Consider the following 25,041-nt stretch of genomic DNA (forward strand, 5'->3'; position numbering starts at 1 on the left):
CAATGTCCAGCCACACGTTCTTCTGCATCGATGGTCACACCTGCGGCAATCCCGTGCGGCTTGTCGCCGGCGGCGGCCCGCGCCTCGAGGGCGAGACCATGCTCGAAAAGCGCGCGCACTTTCTGGCCGAGTACGACTGGATTCGCCTCGGCCTCATGTTCGAGCCACGCGGTCACGACATGATGTCGGGCTCGATCCTCTACCCACCCACCCGCGAGGATTGCGACACGGCGATATTGTTCATCGAAACCTCGGGATGCCTGCCCATGTGTGGCCACGGCACCATCGGCACGGTTACCATGATGATCGAGCAGGGACTGGTCACACCCAAGAACCCGGGAACAGTACGGCTTGACACCCCCGCCGGTCTCGTTGTCGCGACCTATAAGCAAGTCGGAGATTACGTCGAGGAAGTGCGTTTGACCAACGTCCCCGCCTTTCTCCATTCGGAAAACGTCTCGACCCATGTCGACGGACTTGGCGAGGTCACAGTCGATGTCGCTTATGGCGGCAATTTCTACGCCATTGTTGATCCCCAGCCCGCCTTCTCCGACATCGCCGACCATACCGCCGGAGACCTCCTCCGCTGGAGCCCGGCGCTCCGGGCGGCGCTCAATGCAAAATACACCTTCGAGCACCCCGGGAACCCCGCCATCAACGGCCTTTCCCATATCCTTTGGACTGGCAGGCCGACCCAACCCCAAGCAACGGCCCGCAACGCGGTGTTCTACGGCGACAAGGCCATTGACCGCTCCCCCTGCGGCACCGGCACCTCGGCTCGCATGGCGCAGTGGCACGCCAAAGGGAAGCTAAAGAAGGGCGACGATTTTATCCATGAGTCGATCATCGGCTCGATGTTTTCGGGCCGTGTCGAAGACGAAGTGACCATCGCCGGTAAACCCGCCATCATTCCTTCAGTGGCCGGATGGGCTCGCCAGACCGGGTTCAACACGATTTTCATCGACGACCGCGACCCCTTCGCCCACGGCTTCATCGTCACATGACCTCGCCGCTCGCCGCCAGCACCATCCTGCCCGGCACCGCATCCGGCGCCATCCTCGCCAGCCCCGAGGCCCTAAGCTTTTGGGGCGGCGTCGATCCGGCTACGGGAACGATCATCGATATCCACCATCCCCTGCACGGCCAATCGGTCACGGGCAAAATTCTGCTGATGCCCTCGTCTCGTGGCTCATGCACGGGCTCTGGCGTGCTCCTCAACCTCGCGCTCAATTCCCGCGCCCCCGCCGCTCTCATTTTCCGCGAAACTGAAGACGTCCTGACCCTCGGCGCCCTCGTCGCCGAGATCTTCGGCCACGCCCTTCCCGTCCTTCGCGCCACGCCCGAAGCCTTTGCGGCGCTGTCGCACGCCCAATCCGCCACGATCACCCAATCCACCATCATTGCCGATGGCCTCACCATCCCCCTCACCAGGCCTCGGGACACCGCCCTCGAACTCACAGCCGCCGATCAGGCTGTGCTCGATGGCGCGGACGGCCCCGCTCCGGCCCAGGCCATGCGCATCCTCTGCGCCATGGCCGTCCAGCAGGGCGCCGTCCGCCTGATCGAGGTCACCCAGGCCCATATCGATGGCTGCATCTACGCCAGCCCCGCCAACCTCACATTCGCCCGCAAAATGGCCGATCTCGGCGGCAAAGTAAAAATCCCCACTACCATGAATGCCATCTCGGTCGATCATGAACACTGGCGCGCCCAGGGGACCCCCGAAGCCTTCGGCCTCCCCGCCCAGCGCCTTGCCGACGCCTATGTGGAAATGGGCTGCGCCCCGACTTTCACCTGCGCCCCCTATCTTCTCGACACCACCCCGAAGTCCGGTGACGCCATCGGCTGGTCGGAATCCAATGCGGTAATTTTCGCCAATTCCATCCTCGGTGCCCGCACCGCAAAACACCCAGATTTCCTCGACCTCTGCATCGCCATCACCGGCCGCGCCCCGCTGTCCGGCGTCTATCTCGATGCCCACCGCAAGGCGCGTCTCGTCCTCGATATCGATCTACCCGAAAATCCCGACAGCGCCGTCTGGCCGCTGATCGGCTATATCGCCGGCCAACTCGCCCCCGACCGCATCCCGTTTCTCACCGGACTCGCTCCAGCCAATCCCAGCCCCGATGACCTCAAGGCTCTCTGCGCCGCCTTCGGCACCACCTCGGCGGCGCCCATGCTCCATATCGAGGACATAACTCCGGAAGCCGCCACAGCCGTCGCTCCCGACACCCCGTGTCAGAAAATCGACCGCGCCCTCATGACCGCAACTTGGCTAAAGCTCAATACAGGCCCCGAACGGATCGACCTCGTCGCCTTCGGAAGCCCCCATGCTTCGGTGACTGAGGCCCGCACCATCGCAGATGCGCTTGATGCTCGCCGCGTTAACAGGGACGTCGCCGTCATCCTGACGATCGGTCCCGCAACAAAGCGCGACCTCGAAGCTGACGGCACCATCGCACGGCTCACTTCGAGCGGTGTAACAGTGATCTCCGACCTCTGCTGGTGCTCGATTTCCGAACCGGTCTTCCCACCCTCTACCAAAACCGTCCTCACCGATTCCGGCAAATACGCCCATTACGGCCCCGGGCTCTCCGGCCGAGCCGTCCGCCTCGCCAGCTTGTCCGACTGCATCACCGCTGCCCTCACCGCCCACGCCCCCCAGCGCCTGCCATCCTGGTTGCAAGGCCCCGACGCGAGCGCCCCTTCCCTCTCTTAAGGACCTACCATGCGTACCTCAAAAATCATCCACATCGTGGGCTGTCACGCCGAGGGCGAAGTGGGCGACGTGATCGTCGGCGGCGTAGCGCCCCCGCCGGGCGATACCATCTGGGAGCAGTCCCGCTGGATCGCCAGAGACCAAACCTTACGCAACTTCGTCCTCAACGAACCACGCGGCGGCCTCTTCCGCCACGTCAACCTGCTCGTTCCCCCCAAAAATCCCAAGGCCGCCATGGGCTGGATCATCATGGAGCCGATCCATACGCCGCCGATGTCCGGCTCCAACTCAATCTGTGTCTCGACGGTTCTTCTCGATACAGGCATCATCGAAATGATCGAGCCCGAAACCCGCTTCACTCTCGAGGCGCCCGGCGGCCTCGTTGACGTCGTCGCCACCTGCAAGGACGGCAAAGCCATCTCCATCCGCGTCACTAATCACCCGAGCTTTGCCCAAAAGCTCGACGCCAGGATCGAAGTCGAAGGCATCGGGACCCTAACCGTCGATACGGCCTATGGCGGCGACAGTTTCGTCCTCGTCGATGCCAAATCTCTTGGTTTCTCCCTCTCCCCTGACGAGGCCAAGGACTTGGCCGAAACCGGCATGAAGATCACCCGTGCCGCCACCGAACAGCTCGGCTTCACCCATCCCACCAATCCCGATTGGTCCCACATATCCTTTTGCCAGTTCACAGCCCCCGTTGAGATAACCGATGGCAGAAAGACTGGCCGCAACACCGTCGCCATCGAACCGGGCAAGCTAGACCGTTCCCCTACCGGAACCGGTTGCTCGGCACGCATGGCGGTCCTTCACGCCCGTGGCGAGTTGGCAGTCGGGGAAGACTTCACTGGCGTTTCGATCATCGACAGCCGCTTTGACTGCCGCATTGAGGCGACCACCGACCTCAATGGCACCCCCGCCATTATCCCCTCGATTTCCGGGCGCGGGTGGGTCACCGAAACCAAACAATTGATGCTCGATCCCACCGACCCCTGGCCCGGCGGCTACCGCATCGCCGACACCTGGCCGTCGCGGAGTATTTCATGAGCCAGACTCGTATAGCGTTCGTAGATCTGGTTGCCCTACTCAAGCCGATTTTTCTCCGCTACGGCACCAGTGAAGAAGTGGCACAAATCCTGGCGATAAATTGCGCGCTCTGCGAGCGAGACGGTGCAACGAGCCACGGCATATTCCGCATGAGGGGTTATGTGGACTCGCTCAGTACCGGCTGGGTCGACGGCAAGGCGATACCGGTGATCGAGGACGTCGCCCCCGCCTTTCTCCGCGTCGATGCACGAAACGGCTTTGCACAACCCGCGCTTGCTATGGCTCGCGATGTGCTCGTCGAAAAGACACTTAAGAACGGAATTGCTCTTCTTGCCATTCGGCACTCGCACCATTTGAGCGCGCTGTGGCCCGATCTCGAACCCTTTGCAGAACAAGGTTTTCTAGCGCTTTCGATGGTCAATTCCTTTGCCTGCACAGTGCCCCATGGCGGCCATTCCGCCGTCTTCGGCACCAATCCCATTGCATTTGCAGTGCCGACGGCATCGGGCACGCCACTCGTTTTCGATATGGCGACCTCATCAATGGCGAATGGCGACGTCCAGATCGCTGCCCGCGAAAATCGTCTCCTGCCGGAAGGATCGGGTCTCGATGACGCCGGTCTTCCCACACAAGATCCCAAGAAGATCCTCAACGGCGGTGCACTGCTCCCGTTTGGTGGCCACAAGGGCTCATCCATTTCGATGATGGTGGAACTCTTGGGAGCCGCGCTCACCGGCGGCCATTATTCGTTTGAATTCGACTGGTCTGGCCATGCTGGCGCAGCTACACCACACACAGGACAATTGATCATTTTGATCAACGCCAAGCACTCAGGCGGCGCACCCTTTGGCCATCGGGCGGAAGTCCTTGTCGACCAGATGAAGTCTGCAGGCGTAACCCGTCTGCCTGGGGAGCACCGACATCGGACAAGGCTCGAAACTGATCGTAACGGGATACCGATCACGCCAGAGGAACTCGCGGGACTCAGCCAGCTTTAGCTGCTGCAAAACGCACTGGCCGGGGCGAGGATCGATCGCCTCCGGCCCATGTGAAGCGATGGTGCCATCCGTTCTACAACGCTGAATGGCGCCCGGTCGTTTACGCTACCTGTTCCAGGCAACGGTTTTCTGTGTCTGCTCACCTAGCCCTTCGATACCCAGTCGCATGGTCTGCCCCGGCTTGAGATAGACAGGTTCAGGCTTGATCCCCATGCCAACGCCCGGGGGCGTCCCGGTGGTGATGATATCTCCCGGTTGCAGGCTCATGAACTGCGAGATGTAGCTGACGACATGAGCCACGCCAAACACCATCGTCTTGGTCGAGCCATTTTGATAGCGGTGTCCATCAACCTCTAGCCACATAGCGAGATTCTGCGGATCGGCAATTTCATCCTTGGTCACCAAATAAGGACCGATGGGGCCGAACGTATCAGCGGACTTGCCCTTTACCCATTGGCCTGACCGCTTGGTCTGGAATTCGCGCTCCGAGAGATCGTTGACGACGCAATAGCCCACCACATGTTCAAGCGCATTAGCCTCGTCGACGTATCGGGCCTCCTTGCCGATGACCACGCCCAGTTCGACCTCCCAATCGGTCTGGCTAGAATTTTTGGGAATGATCACGTCATCATTCGGTCCACAGATCGCGCTGGTCGCCTTCATGAACAGCACCGGCTCCTTGGGTACGTCAAGCCCGCTCTCGGCGGCATGGTCGGCATAGTTGAGCCCCACGCAAATGAACTTTCCGACCCGTCCCACGCACGGACCGATCCGGTTGGAAGTGTCGAGTTCCGGCAATGCGGATAAGTCTGTCGCGGCGATCTTCTCTAACCCTTCGGGCGTCAGCGCTTCTCCCGCTACATCCTCGATCAGACCAGACAGATCCCTTATCGTGCCATCCGAATGCAGCACCGCCGGCTTTTCGGCGCCCTTTGGCCCGACCCTCATGAGCTTCATAGTCTTCTTGTCTCCTGTGTTCGATTTCTGGGCACGCTAGGTCGTCCAGCCGCCGTCGATGACATAAACCTGCCCGGTGGTGTAGGTTGCACCGGCGAGATAGACGGCAAGGTCGGCAATCTCTTCGGCGGTTCCGAGCCGGCCGATCGGCTGGCGGGCGACGAACGCGGCACGCGCCGCATCATAGTCTCCAGTCGCCCGCAATCGGTCCTGAAGTGAGGGGCTGTCGACGGTCCCAGGCGCAATCGCATTGCAGCGAATACCCCGACCAACGAAATCAGATGCCACCGACTTGGTCAGCCCGATTACTGCAGCCTTGGAGGCCGTATAGGCGAACCGATTGGGCACGCCCGTCACCGACGATGCCACCGAACTCATATTGATGATCGCCCCGTCCCCGCGCTCCAACATTCCTGGCAGCACGGCCTTTATGGTTCGCATCTGGGCTTTGAAATTTAGTTCAAACGCAAAGTCGATGTCGGCCTCGCTTGCCTCCAGCACAGTACCGCCATGAACCACCCCGGCGCAGTTAAACAATATGTCGACCGCGCCGATATCATCAACGAGTGCAGAAATCGCCTCGGTCGAAAGCACGTCCAGCACACGTGTTTCGATATCGGCCTCTCCATCGAGTTCGAGGAGCAATCTAGCGTTGATGTCGGTTGCGATGACGCGCGCACCGGCAGCTGCAAACGCCAACGCGGACGCTCGCCCGATGCCCTGCGCCGCTGCCGTGATCAGACAAGTCTTGCCCGCTATATCCGCCATCATCACTTCCCTATTTCATGATCCAGCCGCCGTCGACATTTAGCGTCTGTCCGGTAATGAACGCAGATGCATCCGAGCACAAGAACATCAGCGCGTTGGCAATGTCGTCGGGTCGACCCCGGCGCTTGATGGCTTGGCTGTCAATGATACGTTTTTCATAGGCTTCCCGATCGGGATGGATCGCCTCCGCATCGGTAGGGAACGCGCCAGGGGCCAACGCATTGGCAGTGATCCCATATACGCCGAACTCGCGCGCCCATCCTCTAGCTAGCCCGACCAACGCCATCTTGCTTTGGACATAGGGCACAAGATTGTCCCACGCGCCCGCAACTGTGATCGACGAGACGTTGACGATCCGACCCCAGCCTTTGGCCCTCATGGCCGGCAGCGCCGCCATAACGCAGACGATTGCCGCCTCAACATTGATTCTGTGAACCAATTGCATCTCGTCGAGAGTGAACTCTTCGAACGGCTTGGAAGGATATATCGCGGCATTGTTGATGACGATGTCGAACCCATCACCCTGCGCCGTCAGCGTATCGAGCGACTTTCGCAGGCCGTTCAGATCGGACAGGTCGCACACAACAACATCCAATCCCTCGCGCTCATGGGCGGCCGTTCTGAGTTGAGCGACCTTACTCGGATCGTTGTCCAGCACCACAACCTGGGCACCGGCGTCGAGCAACTTAAGCGTCGTGGGCAGGCCAAGTCCACCGGCAGCACCCGTATAGAGCACTCGCTTTCCCGCCAACGATCCAAAGCGATCGCCCATCTACGCCTCCCCGCCTGTCATCCCGAGCTTAGCTGGACCGGCAGCAATCTCAAAGCTCTAGAAGTGCTTTGCGGTAATCGACGTCGGCGGCTCCTGGCCGGCAAGGTAAGCATCGACATTGTCTTTCACCAACTGCGCCATGGCGGTACGGGTCTCGATCGTCGCACTGCCCACGTGCGGCACAAGAAAGACATTGTCGAGCTTGGCGAACCGCGGGTCGATCCTTGGCTCGTTCAGAAAAACATCAAGCCCAGCGCCGGCAATCGATCTGGCTTCCAGCGCGTCGAGCAGCGCGACTTCGTCTATAACGCTCCCACGCGCTATATTGACCACAAACCCGTCCCGACCCAGCGCTTCGAGCACGCTTGTGTCGATCAATCCTTGGGTTTCGCCAGTTGCTGCAACCGCCACAACCAGCACATCTGCCCATTCGGCCAATGCGACGGGGGTCGAAAACGTCGTCCAGCCGGCAACCGATTTTTCGCTCCGGTTCCAGAAGCCGATATCCATCTTGAACGCCTGCGCGCGCTCCCCGATCGCCCGCCCAATGGCGCCCAGTCCGACAATACCGATCCTCTTGCCCTTGAGCGAGCGCCCCAATGGCAGCGTCTTGCCCTCAGCCCACTCGCCCGAGCGCACGAAATCCTGACCGCGCCCGAGATCGCGTAGCACTGCGAGGGTGAGCCCCAGTGCCATGTCAGCCACATCGTCGGTCAACACCCCAAGCGTCGTCGCCACATGGATGCGCCGCGCGGCACACAAATCGAGATCGATCTGATCCGTGCCGACCCCATTAACCGCAATCAATTCGAGTTTGGGCAGCTTTTCGATCCATGCGGCTTCGATTCCCAATCCGCCATTGGTTAGCGCCACGCGAAAATCTCCGAGCCGCTCTTGTGCTTTAGCATCGTCGGCCGAAATCAGCTCATAACGCTCAGCCATTTGCGAGCCGATTGGCTCGATCAGAGTATCAAATGTCAGGATTGGTTCGGCCATTAGATGCCTCTAAAAATGTTGGTCGAGGATGTCAGATTGGGGACTAGTGACTAATCTGTCCCAGGAAGGTTCTGGTGCGCTCGTTCTGCGGATTGGAGAAGAAGCTCTCGGGCTCGCCAACCTCGACAATTTCGCCCTTGTCCATGAAGATCACCCGGTCAGCAACCTTGCGGGCAAAGCCCATCTCGTGGGTAACAACAAGCATGGTCATTCCCTCGCTCGCCAGATCGATCATTGTGTCGAGCACCTCGTTGACCATTTCTGGATCGAGCGCCGATGTCGGCTCATCGAACAGCATGATTTTCGGGTTCATGCACAGGGCTCGCGCGATCGCCACACGTTGCTGCTGCCCACCCGAAAGCTGCGCTGGATATTTTTCCGCCTGCTCGGGGATGCGCACGCGCTCGAGATATGTGCGCGCTGTCTTTTCCGCCTCGTCTTTCGACACGCCGCGTACCTTGATTGGCGCGAGCATGCAGTTTTCCAGAACCGTCATATGCGGAAACAGATTGAACTGCTGGAACACCATCCCGACGTCGCGGCGGATTTTCTCGACGTTTTTCGGCCCGGCGGTCAATTCAATCCCGTCGACGGTGATCGTCCCGTCCTGAACCGTTTCGAGCTGGTTGATACAGCGGATCAGCGTCGATTTACCCGACCCTGACGGGCCGCACACGACGATCTTCTCGCCGCGCGCGACCGTCAGGTCGATGGATTTGAGGGCATGAAATTCGCCGTACCACTTTTCGACACCGGCCATCTTCACAGCTGCATTGCCATCAATGTTTTGAGCGGTAACGACCATTTCCATGCCCTTTCTGGCACTTGAGCTTGGGGCAAAGGTTCACTGCCCGGCCCTAAGCTCAACTTAGCTATGTCTACTTAGTCGCCCGAGACGACGAACTCAGGCAACGGACCGCCCACCCATTCTTCGTGCAACGCGTTGATGGAGCCATCGGCTTTGACGCGCGTCAGGAAGTCGTTGATGTAGTCAAGCAACTCATCGCTGCCAGGACGCACGGCAATCGCCTGGCTCTGCTGACGCAGCGAGAACTTGGTATCGAAACGATCAGGCGCCATAGCCTCGATCTGACTGATCACAACGTTTGAGCCGCCCATCAGCGGGGTCTGGCCAGACAGCAGCGCCTGAACCGCCGTCGCGTCATCGTCGAAACGCTGGATATTGGCATCGGCCGGTGCGATTTCGGTGATTGCGGTATCCTGTGTCGAAGCGCGGGCAACGGCAATATTCTGGCCTGAAAGCCCTTCCGGCCCGCTCACATCGAGACCAGCGTCTCCGAATACGAAGATTTCGATACCGGCATATGGCTCGGAAAAGTCCACCTGCTCGGCGCGTTCTGGAGTGATGCCCAGCGAAGCAACGAGAATATCGACCTGATTGGAGACCAGATAAGGAATGCGGTTCGGACCGGTCACAGGGACAAGATTGAGCTCTACGCCCATGTCGTCGGCCAGAAGCCGAGCCACGTCGGCGTCATATCCATCGGGATTTCCCGCTTCATCGAGGATGCCGAACGGTGGAAAGTCGACGAGAAGGCCGATATTGACCGTCCCACGCGACTGGATTTCGTCCGGCGTCTGGGCCGCGACCGGCCCCGCCACAAACCCCACCGCCAGCGCCGCGGCGCCCGCCAGAGCCAGAACAGTTTTGCATGTTTTCATTTTACTCTCTCCCTTGGGTTGAAAACTTTTCAGCGCGCAGTCGCTATTGCGAAGCGGCCTTCCAAATGCCGCGCCCACAGGGAAAGCGGCCAGCACAGGATGAAATAGAGCGCCGCCACCAGCGAAAAGACCGTCAGCGGCTGGAACGTTGCGTTGTTGATGATCTGCCCGGCCCGCGTCAGCTCCACGAACCCGATGATCGAGGCAAGCGATGTGCCCTTGATCAACTGCACGAGAAATCCAACAGTCGGCGCTACCGAAATCTTTGCCGCCTGGGGCAAAATGATATGGCTCATGCGATCGCGATAGCCGAGCCCCAGTGCCCAGCTTGCCTCGGACTGCCCCGAGGGCACCGCCTCGATACACCCGCGCCAGATTTCGCCAAGATAAGCCGAAGCGTGCAGCGTCAGCGCGATCGCCGCCGCCACCCATGGATTGATCCCGACGCCGAAAATGTTGAGCCCGAAAAACACGAGAAACAGCTGCATCAGCAGCGGCGTACCCTGGAACACCCGGATGAATGCCAGAGCGAAGTAGCGCAGCGGCCTGATCGGTGACACCCGCGCCAGCGCAATGGCGATTCCGCCCGCCGCACCCCCGGCAAACGCCACCGCCGAGAGCAGGAGCGTCCACTGCACCGCCATGACAATATACCAGACTTCATTGGGGCCGAAGGTTCTAAACATTCCCGTCCTCCCCTAACGCGCCAACGGATAGCGGAACGCCGTCCGCCCAATGAACGAGAACAGCCCCGAAAACCCAAGCGACAGAACGAAATACATCGCCGTGATCACGAGATAGACTTCGAACGCCGCAAAGGTCGCCGACTGGATATTGTTGCCCGCAGCCGCAAGGTCGGTCGCCGAAATGGCCGACACCACCGACGATGTCAGCATCAGATAGATGAACTGGCTGGTCAGCGCCGGATAGATGGTCCGCAACGCCGGTTTCAAGATGATATAGCGGAAGATCTGGTGCCCCTTGAGCCCCAGCGCCTTGCCGGCCTCCACCTGCCCGCGATTGATAGACTCGATCCCGGCCCTCACGATCTCGGTGGCATACGCCCCGACGTTGACCGACAGCGCGACAAGAGCCGCCGTGTTGGGATCGAACCGGATCCCCAGCGCAGGTAGCGAAAAATAGATAAAGAAGATCTGCACGAGAAACGGCGTATTGCGGATCACCTCGATATAGACATTGACCAGCCACGCCAGCGGCTTGATACCGGCGGTCTTGGCCGCTGCACACGGAATGGCGATCAGCGTCCCGATCAGGATCGCCCCGACGCTCAGCTGAATCGTGATCAGCGCGCCATAGATCAACTGGTCGAAATTGTTGATCACCGGCGCGAAATTGAACTGATAGTTCACGCGCTCACTCCTCCCCGCAGCTCTCCTGGCCGCGATTTAGATCGATCTAAAAGCTAAAGCTGCCGAGAGTCAAGCCCAGCGTCCGGCCCATCTCGGCGCTGCAAGGTCCCCCTCATCGGCCTGCCGGCCACCGCATCCCATAGGGAGAGGGCTTCTCACCGACACCGCCGAAGGATGTCTAACCACCCGACAAACGCAGCCTGACTCCCTCTCCCTCGGGGGAGAGGAGCCTTAGCAAGTCCGACAGGCCGTACCGTCTACCAACCAAAGCTCTACCCCCGAACCGCCCCCACCGATGCTCGTTCAACGAAATGCGTCGGCACCGTCAAAATCTCTACATCCGCATCCGGCGTCTCGATCCGACGCAGCAACAGCCGTGCCGCCAGCACCCCGATTTCTCCCGGCTCGGTCGCGACTGACGCCAGACCCGGCCGCACAAGATCAGTCTCGGCAACATTGTCGAACCCAATCAGCGACACGTCGCGCCCCGGCACCACCCCATGGTCGGAAAATCCCCAATGCAGGCCCAGCCCGATAACGTCATTGTGGCAGATCCACGCGGTCGGCGCGTCCGCCGCCCCAGCCATCCGCGCGGCCAGCGCCGCCGCCTCGGCATGGGTGGGCGCAATCTCGATTTCGGTCACGGCCTGCAGCCCATGCCGCGCCATCGCAGCCCGAAACGCCACCAGCCGTTCGTCATGCGCCGAATGATAAAGATTGGCTGTCACGAACCCGACCCTGTCGTGCCCAAGTTCGGCCAGCCGCGCCACAGCCCCATCCATACCGCCGCGCTGGTCCATCCCCGCATAGTCGACGGCCCCGCCACCAACTGTCCGCAACGCCTCGACCACCGGCATGCCCCAGCGTTTCAGTCGTGGCACGAAATCATCCCCCGTTCCCGCCGCCGGACATACGATCAGCCCGTCTACCCCATGCTCACGCATGCGCGTCACGAACCCATCCTGCTTGGCCGGCGATTCCCCCGAATGCGCGATGAACGTTGCCAGTCCCGCGCCATCGACAATCCTGTCGATTCCCGCCAGCAGCACGCCGAAAAATGGATTTGAAAGGTTGGGAATGATCACACCGATCGTGCGGCTGCGCGCCGCCCGCATGCCCGCCGCCCCGACATTATAGACATAGCCGACGTCGATCATCGCCGCTTCCACCGCCGCGCGCGTTTCAGCACCCACCAGCGGGCTCTTGCGCACCACAAGCGACGCCGTGGCACGCGAGACGCCGGCCTTCTTGGCAACATCCATGAGAGTGGGGCGCGTCTGCCGCGCCGATTTCTCGCCCATCATCCTCCCTCGACCCCAACGCAACCGCCGGATTTTTAGATCGATCCAAGGTCTAGGATGGCAAGCTGGCGCGCACTTGGCAACTCTCTCCATTCACAAGGGAACGGAGCGCGCCACTGCATCATTTCCCTTGTGACACCCAAGGAGTGCCCATCATGACAGCGCCCGATCCAACCTCCCCGCTCGGCGACACACCGCCTCCCGAACCTCATCCCCGCCCTGGCCGCCCTGTTCCGCCTACCCCAGAGCCCCAGCCCGAAAACGACGTCCCCGGAAACCCGCCATCGCCAGCCCCGGACGTCGAATTCCCCGAACCCCCACTGCGCTAGGTCGATTCCGTTGCTGGACCTCGGAAATATATCCCGGGGGCCCGTTACTCTTGGATCGGCTTAATAGCCCATGCAGCGCCAGCCAAGCCCCCAGCATCAGCGGGATGCCAAAATACTTCAGCCCTAAAGCAACCCCGCTTTGGCCAGATCGCTCATCAATGCCCGCGAGCCATAGGTCCATGGCTGGCACTGTGTTGAATGGCGCACGGTATTGACCAGCGCCCCCAGCGTCTGCGTCGAAATCGTCACGATATCCCCGAGCTTGTGGGTAAATCCTTTGCCCACACCGTCGCGATCCTGAACCGGCGCGAACATCGTCCCCAGATACAGCACCAGCCCGTCAGGATATTGATGATGATCCCCGATCGCCGCCGCGACGAGACTTTCCGGCGTGCGCGAAATTTGGCTCATCGACGACGACCCATTGAGAACGAAACCGTCCTCGCCACGAACCTCGAGCCCGATCTCCATCTCTTTCACGTTTTGAAGCGAAAACACGCCATCGAACAATCGGAGGAACGGCCCTAGCGCGGCGGACGCATTGTTGTCCTTGGCTTTGCCCAGCAGCAGCGCAGACCGCCCCTCGACGTCGCGCAGATTGACGTCATTGCCCAACGTCGCGCCCAGGATTCTGCCCTTGGACGAAACCACCACAGCCACTTCCGGCTCGGGGTTGTTCCACGTCGAAATCGGATGCAAACCGACCTCAGCACCATGCCCGACACTCGCCATCGGCTGGCATTTGGTGAAGATTTCAGCGTCCGGCCCGATCCCCACTTCGAGATACTGGCTCCACACGCCCTTTTCGACAAGCTTGGCCTTGACCGCAATCGCCTGCTCCGAGCCGGGCACGAGTTGTGACAGATCCTCCCCGATCAGGTCGAGAATTTCCCCGCGCAAGTGATCGGCCCGCCCCGCATCGCCCTTGGCCTGCTCCTCGATTACCCGTTCGAGCAGGCTGACCACAAACGTCACTCCAGAGGCTTTTACCGCCTGCAGATCGACCGGCGAAAGCAATTCCACCCCTTCCGCCGTACCCGCCAGCACGGCGTCGAGTTCGGCAATGGCTTCGCCTTCTACCGCCTTCACATAGCCTGCTGGATCATCCATCTCGCAAATGTCGCGCACGGTCGGCGCGGCCCTGGCTGTGATGTCGAGAACCATGCCATCGCGCACCGTTACAACCCGCGGATATCCTCCCTCGGCCAGCCGCACACGGCCAAGGAAGATACCTTCATTGAAAATCTCCGATCCGCTCATCCTATCCTCTTTCAAAATCTTGTTTTCAGACACGCTAACGCGTCAGCCCCGACCCACGAACGGCATCTGCGTTGCCATCACCGTCATGGTCAGCGTATTGGCCTCCAGCGGCAGCCCCGCCATATAGCTCACCGCCTTCGCAATATGCCCCGCATCGATCGTCGGCTCCACGGCGGTCGAACCATCCGCCTGCAACACCCCGCTCGCCATCCGCCGTGTCATCTCCGTGGACGCATTGCCGATATCGATCTGCCCCACTGCGATGTTAAATTCCCGCCCATCGAGGGCCGACGCCTTTGTCAGCCCGGTAATCGCGTGCTTGGTAGCCGCATAGGGCGACGATTGCGGGCGCGGGGTCGTGGCCGAAATCGACCCGTTATTGACAATCCGCCCGCCCTGCGGCGACTGCGCCTTGAACTGAGCAAACGCGAACTGAGTGCAGAAAAACGCCCCCGAAAGATTCGCCGCCACCACAGCGTTCCACTGGGCTTCGGTGATGTCCTCCAAAGACCCTGTCGGCGCGTTCATCCCCGCATTGTTGACCAGCAGATCGAGCCGTCCCCAATGCGCAACCACGGTTTCGAACGCCACTTTTACAGCCGCCCGGTCCCCGATATCCACCGGCACCGCCAGCGTTTTGTTGCCTTCCGCATCGATCTCTCTGGCACACTCTTCAAGCACCGCGCCCCGCCGCCCGAATAGTGCTACGGAAAACCCGTCGGCCAGCAGCGTCGTTGCTATGGCCTTGCCCACTCCGGTGCCGCCACCGGTCACGATAGCAATCTTCATTTCGGCAACTCCCCGCCCAATTCGTCCGCGATATGGATCGCGATGATTTCATCGAACGAGGATTCGGCTTTGAACCCCAGCGCGATGGCCCGCGACGCGTCGAAATCCTTGGCCCACCCATCAACCATCTCCGCCGTCATCGCATCGGGATCGCGCTTGATGAGCTTGACCGCATCATCTCCCGCCACTCGCCGCAAGGCTTCGATCTGCTCACCGACCGTCGCCGAAAGCCCCGGCATGTTGAGATTGCGCCGCGCGCCGAGCACCGACGTATCCATCTCCGCCGCATGGAGCAAAAACCCGACCGCCGCGCGCGGGCTGGCGTGCCAGTGTCGCGCGTTTTCGCTGACCGGCAAAACGGCCTCTTTCCCCACCAGCGGCTCGCGCAGGATCGACGAAAAGAACCCCGACGCCGCCTTGTTGGGCTTGCCGGGCCGTATGCAGATGGTCGGTAGGCGAATGCCCACCCCGTCCAAAAACCCGCGCCGCGAATAATCCGAGAGTAGCAATTCCCCGATCGCCTTCTGCGTCCCATAGCTGGTGCGCGGCGTCTGGAAGAATTCGTCGCCGATCTTGTCGGGAAACGGCGCGCCGAACACGGCGATCGAGGAGGTGAAGACGAAACGCGGGCAATAGGGTTCGCTCTTGCCCGCCTGCCGGATCGCCTCGAAGAGATACCGCGTCCCGTCGAGATTGATCGCGTAGCCCTTCTCGAAATCGAGCTCGGCTTCTCCCGAAACGATCGCGGCGAGATGAAAGATCACATGCGGCCGGCTCGCAATCAGCGTTTCAGCAACGCTCGGATCTGCAATATCGACGGCCCGCGTCACGACCTCGATACCGTCAGCTGCAACTGCAGCGGGCGCGATCACATCGACGAGTTCGATCCTTGCAATCGCCTCGCCGCGCAACATTCCATTCGCAACAAGCCCAGCCGTAAGCTTGCGCCCGACCATACCGGCGGCGCCGATAATCAAAATATTCATGTCTATATTCGGCCTCCCGGCCCTTTGTTCGGTTTGCGGTCCGTGCTTTGACGGGCCTTGAGTTCGTAGCCGACATCGACGACCGCCGGGTCGGGCCGCTCGCCGCGGCTTGCGGCAATGATCATCTCGATCGCCCGCCGGCCCATGTCGTAGCGGAGCGTGCGTATAGAGGAGATCGTGGGGGTGCTCACGGCTGTATATTCGAGGTCGTTATACCCCATGATGCCGAACTGCTCGGGCACGCGGATCCGCCGCCTCTGACATTCGAACAGCGCACCCAGCGCCATGTCGTCATTGTTGCAAAAGACGGCATCGGCGTCTGGCACCATAGCAAGGAAATCGGCGAACATTTCGCTCCCGCGCGACACCGATGAGGCCTGCGGCGAGGTGAGGATCAGCCGCTCGTCGTAAAGCCCCGCCGCCGCCATCACCTCGAGATAGCCGTCGAGCCGCCGCTGCGCGCGCGGGTCCATGCGCGCTCCGATGAACCCGATGCGCCGATAGCCCTTCTCGATGAGGTGCCGGGCGGCCGCTCGTCCGCCCTCGCGATGATCGAACCCGATCATCATGTCGATAGGTTCGGGCCCGATATCCATGATCTGCACGACCGGACACCCCAGCCCCGACAGGATGGCGCGAGCGGTCTCGGACTGGTCGATCCCCGAAACGATCAGACCGGCCGGGCGCTGTGAGGCGAACACTTTGAGCAATTGTTCTTCCTTGCGCGCCGTATAACGCGAATTGCCGAGCTGGACCTGAAAGTCACTTCCCTCAATCGCCTCATAGACCCCGCGCAGCACGTCGGCGAAAACCAGATTAGTCACCGAGGGGATGATCACCCCGATCGTTGATGTCGTCGCCGAAGCCAGCGCCCGCGCGGCCTCGTTTGGGGCATAGCCCAACGCGTCCACAGCCGCCGATACCCGCGCTCGAACCTTCTCCGAAACGATATCGGGCGTGCGAAGCGCGCGCGACGCGGTGATAACGCTGACATCTGCTGCCGCAGCGACATCCTTTAGCGTTACAGCCTTGTACGTGCTGTACTTTTTACTCATCCTCTCCCTCAAGCCCGCGCGTTGAATGATGGCAAGCCGTTGACAATGACATACGCTATCATTTAAGCCTCTGTCCAGATCGATTGCGGAAACGAGGAAAACTGGTCCGCATTCGCGCTAATCGAGGTGGCGGCCCTGGCGCCCCACAAGTGGAGGATACCGGACATGCGCGTTCGCGCACTGCCCGACATTGCCGGAGCGCCCGGTCATGTCTAGGGCCATCAATGCAATCGTTAAAGTCGTTGAAGCTGTTCTCGCAGCGTTGCTCCTGGGCATGGTGATTATGGTGGCGACCAATGTGGTCCTCCGCTACGGCTTCAATCGCGGGCTGACTTTTTCCGAAGAGATGAGCCGATACTTCTTTGTCTGGCTCACCTTCATCGGTGCGGTTCTCGCCTTCAAGGACAATGGCCACATCGGCGTGGAAACCCTGGTCAGCCGCTTCAATCGCACTGGCCGGCTGATCTGTATGGCGATCAGCAACGCGCTCATCTTGTTTGGAGCCAGCGTGTTCTTCTATGGCACCTGGATGCAGCACCCAATCAACGCCTCGATGACGGCCGCGGTCGTCAACATGTCGATGATCTGGGTTTATGGCATCGGCTATTTCACATCCGTAGGCATTGGGCTGATCGCCCTTTACCGCCTCTTCGCAATCGTCACCGGACGGGTGTCTGAAGAAGAGATTGCGCGCTTTGCCGGAGACCCGGAAGTCGTCAAGCCTGAGGAGCGCGCCATATGATTATCTTGGTTTTCCTGGGGTCGCTATTTTCGACCCTAGCCATCGGCGTTCCGGTTGCGTTTGCGCTGCTGACCACCGGTATAGTGCTCATGACGTTCATGGGCATGTTCAACCCTCAGATCATCGCCCAGCAGATGGTCACGGGAGCCAACACGTTCACGCTTCTCGCCATCCCCTTCTTTCTTTTGGCCGGCGAGCTGATGAACGCAGGCGGGCTTTCGCGCCGCATCGTCCATTTCGCTGTGACTTGCGTAGGCCACATTCGGGGCGGGCTTGGCTACGTCGCCGTCATGGCCGCTGTGATCATGGCGTCGATGTCTGGTTCAGCCGCAGCGGATTCCGCGGCTCTCGCCGCCATTCTCGTCCCCATGATGCGTGATGCGGGCTATAACGTGCCTCGGGCTGCAGGCCTTATGGCTGCCGGCGGCATCGTTGCGCCCGTCATTCCCCCTTCGCTCGCCTATATCATCTTCGGCGTTGCCGCCAACGTCTCGATTACCGGTCTGTTCCTGGGCGGCATCGTACCTGGCCTGATGATGGCCATTGCCCTTGCGGTTATGTGGGGCATTACGGCGCGAAACGAAAAAGTCGATACTCTGCCCAAGAGCTCGGGTGGCGAACGCCTCAAGGCTGCCGGCGCAGCCGTCTGGGCCCTTTTCATGCCCGTCATCATCCTTGCGGGCATCCGGTTCGGCCTCTTCACGCCAACCGAAGCCGCCGTGGTGGCCGCCGTTTACGCTCTGTTTGTCGGTGGTGTCGTCTACCGCGAACTCACCTGGGCAAGCCTTTATCGCGTGTTCGTCAACGCGGCCAAGACGACATCCATCGTCATGTTCCTCGTCGCTGCTGCGCTGGTTACGTCCTGGCTCATCACATCGGCCAATATTCCAAACCAGCTCGTGGGCCTTGTCGAACCGTTTATCGACAATCCCAAGCTCTTGATGTTCTGCATCGTGCTGCTGTTGCTTGTCGTAGGGATGGTGCTCGATCTGGCGCCCACCATTCTGATTTTCGGTCCGGTACTCATGCCCATGATAAGGGCTGCCGAGATCGATCCTGTATATTTCGGCATCATCTTTGTGATGACCACCTGTATCTCGCTGATCACACCGCCTGTCGGCGTCGTGCTCAACGTGGTCAGCGGGGTCTCCAAGGTGCCCATGGGCAAGGTGGTTTACGGCGTCCTGCCGTTCATCCTCTCCCAGGTCGTCGTCTTGATGCTGCTGGTACTGTTCCCCGAAATCGTCCTGGCGCCGCTCAACTGGCTGCGCTGATGCGATCTAAAACCAACCAAGACAAACCAAAACTCTGGAGGAGAAATCCATGAAGACCTTTGTAACGACCTCGATGGCTGCCGTGTTGGCCATGGGCGTGGCCCTGCCCGCTCATGCCCAGTTCAACGATCGTACCATCCGCATTGCCAACGGCATTGCCGAAGATCACCCTGTCGCTGACGGCGTCGATGTGTTCACTCAGTGTGTCGATGAAACCTCGGGCGGCGCCTGGACAGTCAACGCCTTCTGGTCCTCGGCCCTTGGTGACGATCTGCAGTCGACTCAGTCTCTGCGGTCGGGTACGCTCGAAATGGTTGTTACCTCGACCTCACCACTGGTCGCCATCGAGCCCGCGCTCGGCGTTTTCGACCTACCCTTCCTGATCTCGAGCGACGAAGAAGCAGACGCGCTTCTCGATGGTGAGTTCGGTCAGTACATCGCCGACATGATGCCTGCCGTTGGTCTGGTGAACCTCTCCTGGTGGGAAAACGGTTTCCGTAACTTGTCCAACTCGGTCCGTCCCGTCGAAACCCTGGCCGATTTCGAGGGCATGCGCGTCCGCGTCATGCAGAACAATATCTTCCTCGACACCTTCCAGACGCTTGGGACGAATGCGACGCCCATGGCGTTCGGTGAAGTGTTCACCGCACTGGAAACCGGTGCCATCGACGCTCAGGAAAACCCTTATGTGACGATCGACACCTCGCGCTTTTTCGAAGTGCAGGATTACGTGTCCAACACCCGTCACGCCTATACACCGTTCATGGTGCTGTTCTCGGGCCCGATCTTTAACACGCTGTCGGAAGAAGAGCAGCAGATGCTGTTCGATTGCGCGGCTGAGGGTCAGCCGGTGCAGCGTGCAGCAAGCCGCGCTTTGTCCGAGGAGTCGCTTCAGCGCATCATCGACGCTGGCCTTGAAGTCAACGACATCTCGCCCGAGGCAATGGCCGAAATCCGCGAAGCTGTTGCCGGTGTTTACGAGCGCAGCGCCGAGTCCATCGGGGCCGAAGTGATCGAACGCGCGCAAGCCGAGCTCGCCGCCATCCGCGGCGAATAATCGGCACCCGTTCGACGAGATAGGGCGGGGCTACCACGGCCCCGCCCTTTTCTTGCAAGACGACTGACAAACCCATCCCCGTCCTCCCGGGCTTGTTCCCGGGATGCAGTGCGGCGCACGCTGAACCACCACCGCCCGGATTGCCCCATGAAGATCACCTCAGTCGAAACCCTTCGCCTCGGCCAGTTCGGCAACGTAGTGTGGGTCCTGATCAAGACCGATGAAGGCATCACGGGCCTTGGCGAAACTTTTCTGGGCGCCGCCGCCGTCGAAGCCTATATCCATGAAACCGTTGCCCCCAAACTCGTCGGTCGCGATCCCCTCCAGATCGAAGCCATCAACCGTGACCTGCTCGGCTATCTCGGCTGGCGCGGAGCAGGTGTGGAAACGCGCGGCAATTCGGCCGTCGACATCGCGCTCTGGGACATTTTCGGCAAGGCGCTCGGCGTCCCCGTTTCGGTGGCGCTCGGCGGGAAGTCCCGTGACACCATCCGCACCTACAACACCTGCGCCGGCTATGCCTATATCCGCGACAGCCGCGCCCAGTCGGTCGACAATTGGGGACTTAATGCAAAGCCCGTTGGCCCCTATGAAGACCTCGACGCCTTTTTGAACCGCGCCGACGAACTCGCTCTCTCGCTTTTGGACGAGGGCATCACCGGCATGAAGATCTGGCCCTTCGACATCGCCGCCGAGCGCACGCACGGGCTTGACATAACGGCCGAAGAACTCAAAACCGCCCTTGAACCCTTCGAAAAAATCCGGAAAGCCGTCGGCGACAAAATGGACATCATGGTCGAGTTCCACTCGCTCTGGCGTCTTCCCGCCGCCCAGCGCATCGCGCGGGCGCTGAAATCCTACGACACCTATTGGCACGAAGATGCGGTCCGCATGGACAGCCTCGAAACACTTAAAGCCTATGCCCCGCACACCAACGCTATGATCTGCGCGTCTGAAACGCTGGCTTACCCCCACGCCTTCCGCGACTATCTCGCCACCGGCGTCGCCGGCGTCGCCATGCTCGACCTCTCATGGTGTGGAGGCATTTCCGAAGCCCGCAAGATCGCCGGCATGGCCGAAGCCCATCAGATCCCCGTGGCACCGCACGATTGCACCGGACCGGTCGTCTTCATGGCCTCCTGCCAGTTCTCGCTCCACGCCCGCAACGCGCTTATCCAGGAATCGGTCCGCGCGCTTTATACGGGCTGGTACACCGAAGTGGTTACCGCGCTCCCCATCGTCAAAAACGGCCAGATTTCCCTGCCCGACACCCCCGGCCTTGGCATCGAACTCTTGCCCGAACTCTTTGAGCGCGATGACGCCGTCCACCGCCGCTCCAACGCCGATGGAGAACTCTAGATGAGCGGACTGAGTGCACTCAAAACCATGTCGCCCACTCGAATGGGCGTTCTGGTCATGCTGCTCGCGATGTTCCTGTTTTCGCTAAACGACGCCATGGGCAAATATCTGGTCGGCTCCTATTCGGTGGGTCAGGTTCTTTTGCTGCGCTCCGCCGTCGCCCTCGTCATCCTCCTGCCCTTCCTCTTCAAATCCGGCCTCACCCCGATCATCAACGCCGACCGGCCCATGCTGCAATTTGCCCGCGTGGTGTTCTCGACCGCCGAAGTCTTCTGCTTTTACTGGGCCGTCTATTACCTGCCGCTTGCTGACGTGATGACTTATTGGCTGGCCGCGCCCATCTATGTCGCCGCCATGTCGCCCTTCCTGCTAAAGGAAAAGGTCGGCCCCGTCCGCTGGGCCGCCATCGCCATCGGCTTTATCGGCGTCCTCATCGCGCTGACCCCCTCGGGTGAAATCAACCCCCTCGCCATCGTCGTCTCGGTCATCGGTACCCTGGCCTTTGCCCTGATGGTCGTCACCGGACGCACCCTGCGCGGCACGCCGGACACGACGCTGGTCTTCTTCCAGATCGTCGGCGCGCTCATCGCCGGCCTCGTCCTCGCGCCGTTCGCCTGGGTCACACCGACGCCCATCGATTTCGCCCTCCTCGGCACCCTCGGTGTCGTCGCCATGCTGGCCCATATCTGCGTCAACCGTGCCGTGAAACTCGCCGATGCCGCGACCGTGGCACCGTTGCAATACACGCTCCTGCCATGGGCCATCATTTTGGGCTATTTGTTTTTCGGCGACCTGCCCCGCCCGATGATGCTTTTGGGCGCAGCCATCATCATCGCTTCGGGCTTTATCATTTTCCTGCGTGAAAACCGCGCCAAACGCGACATCGCGCTCAGCGGCAAGGGAGAAATTCCGTGACAAAACTGCGTTCGCGCGCTTGGTTCGACAACCCCGACAATATCGACATGACGGCGCTCTATCTCGAGCGTCACCTCAATCACGGCCTCACCCGTGAAGAGCTGCAATCGGGCAAGCCGATCATCGGCATCGCCCAGTCGGGCTCCGATCTCAACCCCTGCAACCGCCACCACATCGTTCTCGCCCAGCGCGTGCGCGAAGGCATTCGCGAGGCTGGCGGCGTCGCGTTTGAATTCCCGGTCCACCCGATCCACGAAAATTCCAAACGCCCCACCGCCGGGCTGGACCGCAACCTAGCCTATCTCGGCCTTGTCGAAGTGCTCTATGGATACCCGCTGGACGGCGTCGTCCTCACGATCGGCTGCGACAAGACCACACCCGCCATGCTGATGGCCGCCGCCACCGTCAACATCCCGGCCATCGCCCTTTCGGTCGGCCCCATGCTGAATGGCTGGTTCAACGGCCAGCGCACTGGCTCTGGCACCATCATCTGGAAGGCCCGCGAGATGATGGCCGCCGGCGAAATCGGCTACGAGCAGTTCATCGAACTCGTCGCCTCGTCCGCCCCCTCGGTCGGTTATTGCAACACCATGGGCACGGCCACGACTATGAACTCGCTGGCCGAAGTCTTGGGCATGCAGCTCCCCGGCTCGGCCGCCATCCCCGCGCCCCATAAGGACCGCGCCGCCACCGCCTACCGCACCGGCAAGCGCATTGTCGATATGGCACTGGAGGATCTAAAGCCCTCCAACATCATGACCCGCGACAGCTTCTTGAACGCCATAGTCGTCAACTCAGCAATCGGCGGTTCGTCCAACGCCCCCATTCACCTCATCGCCCTCGCCCGCCATCTGGGCATCGAGCTCTCGATCGAGGACTGGCAGACCCATGGCCACGAAATCCCCCTTCTGGTTAATCTCCAGCCTGCCGGTGAGTATCTGGGCGAAGACTACCACCGCGCTGGCGGCGTCCCCGCCGTCGTCAACGAACTGATGAAGAAGGGCCTGATCCGCGAAGACGCCGCAACCGTCAACGGCCAGACCATCGGCGAGAACTATCGCAATACCCCCATCGTCGACCACGACGTCATCCGCCCCTTCGACACTCCGCTGCAGTCGGAAGCCGGCTTTATCGTGCTCAAGGGCAATCTCTTCGACAACGCGGTCATGAAAACCTCGGTCATCTCAGAAGAATTCCGCACGCGCTATCTCTCAAACCCCGATGACCCGGACGCCTTCGAAGGCCCCGCCATGGTGTTCGACGGCCCCGAGGATTATCACCACCGCATCGACGACCCGGCCCTTGGCATCGACGAGACCACGCTTCTATTCATGCGTGGCACCGGCCCCATCGGCTTTCCCGGCGCCGCCGAAGTCGTCAACATGCGCCCGCCCGCCTACCTGATCAAAAAGGGCATCCACGCCCTACCCTGCATCGGCGATGGCCGCCAGTCGGGCACGTCTGGTTCCCCCTCAATCCTTAATGCCTCCCCTGAAGCTGCTGCCGGAGGCAATCTCGCGATTCTTCAAACGGGCGACCGCGTCCGGATCGATCTCAACACTGGTACCGTCAATGTGCTGATTTCCGAGGAAGAAATCGCCCGCCGCCGCGCCGAACTCGACGCCCAGGGCGGCTACCCCTATCCAGACCACCAGACCCCCTGGCAGGAAATTCAGCGCTCCATGGTCGACCAGCTAGGCAATGGCGCGGTCCTCAAGCCGGCCGTCAAATATCAACGCATCGCCCAGACTAAGGGCCTGCCCAGGGACAACCATTGATCTGCAATCATCAAGGCGTGGGCATACCTCACCGTCCCAGCATCGCCCTGCCCACCCGGTCATCCCGTGAATTACTCCCGGGATCCAGCCAGCGCCACGCGAACCCCGGAGCCGCGTAATGCCAACTCTCTTTGACCTCACCGGCCGCACAGCGCTCATCACCGGCTCCTCCCAGGGTATCGGCTACGCCCTCGCCGAGGGCCTCGCCGCCCACGGCGCCACCGTCATCCTCAACGGCCGCTCCCCTGAAAAACTCGACGCCGCCGTCAAAACCCTCGCCGATCAGGACTACACCACCCACACCGCCCCCTTCGACGTCACACACGCCGAAGCCATCGAAGCTTCCGTCGCAAAAATTGAGGCCGAGATCGCCCCCATCGATATTCTCGTTAACAATGCCGGCATGCAGCACCGGGCGTCGCTCGAAGACTTCCCCCATGACAAATGGGACGATCTCCTCAAGACCAATCTCACATCGGTGTTTTACGTCGCTCAGGCCGTCGCCCGCTTCATGCTCACCCGCGGCCATGGCAAGATCATCAACATCGCCTCGGCCACGTCCGAACTCGCCCGCGCTTCGGTGGCGCCCTATACGGCCACCAAGGGCGCCGTCAAAAGCCTTACCCGCGGCATGGCTACCGACTGGGCAAAGCATGGCCTCCAAGTCAACGCCATCGGCCCCGGCTATTTCAAGACCCCGCTCAACAAAGCCTTGATGGAAAATACCGAATTCACAGCCTGGCTCGAATCCCGCACCCCCGCAGGCCGCTGGGGCGATCTAGACGAATTGAAGGGCGCCGCAGTGTTTCTTGCCTCCGACGCCTCGAACTTCGTCAATGGCCACACCCTCTATGTCGACGGCGGCCTGACGATCTCCCTGTGATGT

Annotated in this window: 24 protein-coding genes; 11 read left to right on the top strand and 13 right to left on the bottom strand. The window is 60.9% G+C overall.

Features of this window, described 5'->3' with window-relative positions:
* The first annotated feature begins 2 nt into the window (after positions 1 to 2).
* Genes BLR31_RS01455 through BLR31_RS01470 form a run of 4 tightly spaced genes read left to right on the top strand, consistent with a single transcriptional unit; the run spans position 3 to position 4,764 of the window.
* Positions 3 to 1,004 (top strand): 4-hydroxyproline epimerase, encoded by a 1,002-nt coding sequence (locus BLR31_RS01455; RefSeq protein WP_090590232.1) that lies wholly within the window; start codon positions 3 to 5, stop codon positions 1,002 to 1,004.
* A complete protein-coding gene (gene lhpI / locus BLR31_RS01460; RefSeq protein WP_090590236.1) occupies positions 1,001 to 2,719 on the top strand; it encodes a cis-3-hydroxy-L-proline dehydratase in 1,719 nt (572 codons plus the stop codon). The genes BLR31_RS01455 and lhpI overlap by 4 nt, the downstream gene beginning before the upstream one ends.
* Before the next feature lie 9 nt (positions 2,720 to 2,728).
* Positions 2,729 to 3,766 carry a trans-3-hydroxy-L-proline dehydratase gene (locus BLR31_RS01465; RefSeq protein ID WP_090590240.1) on the top strand — a complete coding sequence of 346 codons (1,038 nt, stop codon included), beginning with the start codon at positions 2,729 to 2,731 and terminating at the stop codon, positions 3,764 to 3,766.
* Entirely contained in the window at positions 3,763 to 4,764 is a 1,002-nt protein-coding gene (locus BLR31_RS01470; RefSeq protein WP_090590243.1) for an Ldh family oxidoreductase, read from the top strand. The genes BLR31_RS01465 and BLR31_RS01470 overlap by 4 nt, the downstream gene beginning before the upstream one ends.
* A 105-nt stretch (positions 4,765 to 4,869) precedes the next feature.
* On the opposite strand, the gene BLR31_RS01475 is transcribed toward BLR31_RS01470, so the two are convergent.
* The 13 genes from BLR31_RS01475 to gntR form a co-directional block, all read right to left on the bottom strand.
* Positions 4,870 to 5,721, bottom strand: coding sequence for a fumarylacetoacetate hydrolase family protein (locus BLR31_RS01475; protein WP_090590247.1), 852 nt, complete (start codon positions 5,719 to 5,721; stop codon positions 4,870 to 4,872).
* A gap of 36 nt (positions 5,722 to 5,757) precedes the next feature.
* The gene (locus BLR31_RS01480) at positions 5,758 to 6,489 is read right to left on the bottom strand and encodes an SDR family oxidoreductase (RefSeq protein ID WP_090591991.1); all 732 of its coding nucleotides are present in this window, start codon (positions 6,487 to 6,489) and stop codon (positions 5,758 to 5,760) included.
* Positions 6,490 to 6,499: 10 nt separating this feature from the next.
* On the bottom strand, positions 6,500 to 7,261 hold the full coding sequence (locus tag BLR31_RS01485; protein WP_090590251.1) for an SDR family NAD(P)-dependent oxidoreductase: 762 nt from the start codon (positions 7,259 to 7,261) through the stop codon (positions 6,500 to 6,502).
* 57 nt (positions 7,262 to 7,318) lie between these two features.
* Positions 7,319 to 8,257: a 2-hydroxyacid dehydrogenase gene (locus BLR31_RS01490; protein WP_090590254.1), complete on the bottom strand. Its 939-nt coding sequence runs from the start codon at positions 8,255 to 8,257 to the stop codon at positions 7,319 to 7,321.
* Between the two features lie 43 nt (positions 8,258 to 8,300).
* Entirely contained in the window at positions 8,301 to 9,062 is a 762-nt protein-coding gene (locus BLR31_RS01495; protein WP_176762456.1) for an amino acid ABC transporter ATP-binding protein, read from the bottom strand.
* 77 nt (positions 9,063 to 9,139) lie between these two features.
* Positions 9,140 to 9,940, bottom strand: coding sequence for a transporter substrate-binding domain-containing protein (locus BLR31_RS01500; protein ID WP_090590263.1), 801 nt, complete (start codon positions 9,938 to 9,940; stop codon positions 9,140 to 9,142).
* Between the two features lie 29 nt (positions 9,941 to 9,969).
* A complete protein-coding gene (locus tag BLR31_RS01505; protein ID WP_090590268.1) occupies positions 9,970 to 10,626 on the bottom strand; it encodes an amino acid ABC transporter permease in 657 nt (218 codons plus the stop codon).
* 12 nt (positions 10,627 to 10,638) lie between these two features.
* Complete coding sequence (locus tag BLR31_RS01510; RefSeq protein ID WP_090590271.1) at positions 10,639 to 11,310, bottom strand: amino acid ABC transporter permease; 672 nt, start codon at positions 11,308 to 11,310, stop codon at positions 10,639 to 10,641.
* Between the two features lie 272 nt (positions 11,311 to 11,582).
* On the bottom strand, positions 11,583 to 12,611 hold the full coding sequence (locus BLR31_RS01515; protein ID WP_176762457.1) for a LacI family DNA-binding transcriptional regulator: 1,029 nt from the start codon (positions 12,609 to 12,611) through the stop codon (positions 11,583 to 11,585).
* 452 nt (positions 12,612 to 13,063) lie between these two features.
* Positions 13,064 to 14,200: a fumarylacetoacetate hydrolase family protein gene (locus tag BLR31_RS01520; RefSeq protein WP_090590278.1), complete on the bottom strand. Its 1,137-nt coding sequence runs from the start codon at positions 14,198 to 14,200 to the stop codon at positions 13,064 to 13,066.
* 42 nt (positions 14,201 to 14,242) lie between these two features.
* Positions 14,243 to 14,989, bottom strand: a complete 747-nt coding sequence (locus BLR31_RS01525) for an SDR family oxidoreductase (RefSeq protein WP_090590281.1) — start codon at positions 14,987 to 14,989, stop codon at positions 14,243 to 14,245.
* A complete protein-coding gene (gene denD, locus BLR31_RS01530; protein WP_090590284.1) occupies positions 14,986 to 15,975 on the bottom strand; it encodes a D-erythronate dehydrogenase in 990 nt (329 codons plus the stop codon). The genes BLR31_RS01525 and denD overlap by 4 nt, the downstream gene beginning before the upstream one ends.
* A gap of 2 nt (positions 15,976 to 15,977) precedes the next feature.
* Entirely contained in the window at positions 15,978 to 17,030 is a 1,053-nt protein-coding gene (gene gntR, locus BLR31_RS01535; protein WP_090590286.1) for an HTH-type transcriptional regulator GntR, read from the bottom strand.
* A 208-nt stretch (positions 17,031 to 17,238) separates the two neighbouring features.
* Here gntR and BLR31_RS01540 point away from each other — a divergent pair, with 208 nt between their 5' ends.
* The 7 genes from BLR31_RS01540 (at position 17,239) to BLR31_RS01570 (ending at position 25,038) form a co-directional block, all read left to right on the top strand.
* A complete protein-coding gene (locus BLR31_RS01540) occupies positions 17,239 to 17,772 on the top strand; it encodes a TRAP transporter small permease (protein ID WP_090590287.1) in 534 nt (177 codons plus the stop codon).
* Complete coding sequence (locus tag BLR31_RS01545; protein WP_090590289.1) at positions 17,769 to 19,046, top strand: TRAP transporter large permease subunit; 1,278 nt, start codon at positions 17,769 to 17,771, stop codon at positions 19,044 to 19,046. The genes BLR31_RS01540 and BLR31_RS01545 overlap by 4 nt, the downstream gene beginning before the upstream one ends.
* Before the next feature lie 49 nt (positions 19,047 to 19,095).
* Positions 19,096 to 20,103: a TRAP transporter substrate-binding protein gene (locus BLR31_RS01550; protein WP_090590293.1), complete on the top strand. Its 1,008-nt coding sequence runs from the start codon at positions 19,096 to 19,098 to the stop codon at positions 20,101 to 20,103.
* A 147-nt stretch (positions 20,104 to 20,250) separates the two neighbouring features.
* Positions 20,251 to 21,462, top strand: a complete 1,212-nt coding sequence (locus tag BLR31_RS01555) for a mandelate racemase/muconate lactonizing enzyme family protein (RefSeq protein ID WP_090590297.1) — start codon at positions 20,251 to 20,253, stop codon at positions 21,460 to 21,462.
* Positions 21,463 to 22,377: a DMT family transporter gene (locus tag BLR31_RS01560; RefSeq protein ID WP_090590299.1), complete on the top strand. Its 915-nt coding sequence runs from the start codon at positions 21,463 to 21,465 to the stop codon at positions 22,375 to 22,377.
* A 47-nt stretch (positions 22,378 to 22,424) separates the two neighbouring features.
* Complete coding sequence (locus tag BLR31_RS01565) at positions 22,425 to 24,155, top strand: IlvD/Edd family dehydratase (protein ID WP_244504934.1); 1,731 nt, start codon at positions 22,425 to 22,427, stop codon at positions 24,153 to 24,155.
* 118 nt (positions 24,156 to 24,273) lie between these two features.
* On the top strand, positions 24,274 to 25,038 hold the full coding sequence (locus tag BLR31_RS01570) for an SDR family oxidoreductase (RefSeq protein ID WP_090590306.1): 765 nt from the start codon (positions 24,274 to 24,276) through the stop codon (positions 25,036 to 25,038).
* Positions 25,039 to 25,041: the final 3 nt, after the last annotated feature.

Source organism: Pelagibacterium luteolum (assembly GCF_900100665.1).
Lineage (GTDB): Bacteria > Pseudomonadota > Alphaproteobacteria > Rhizobiales > Devosiaceae > Pelagibacterium > Pelagibacterium luteolum.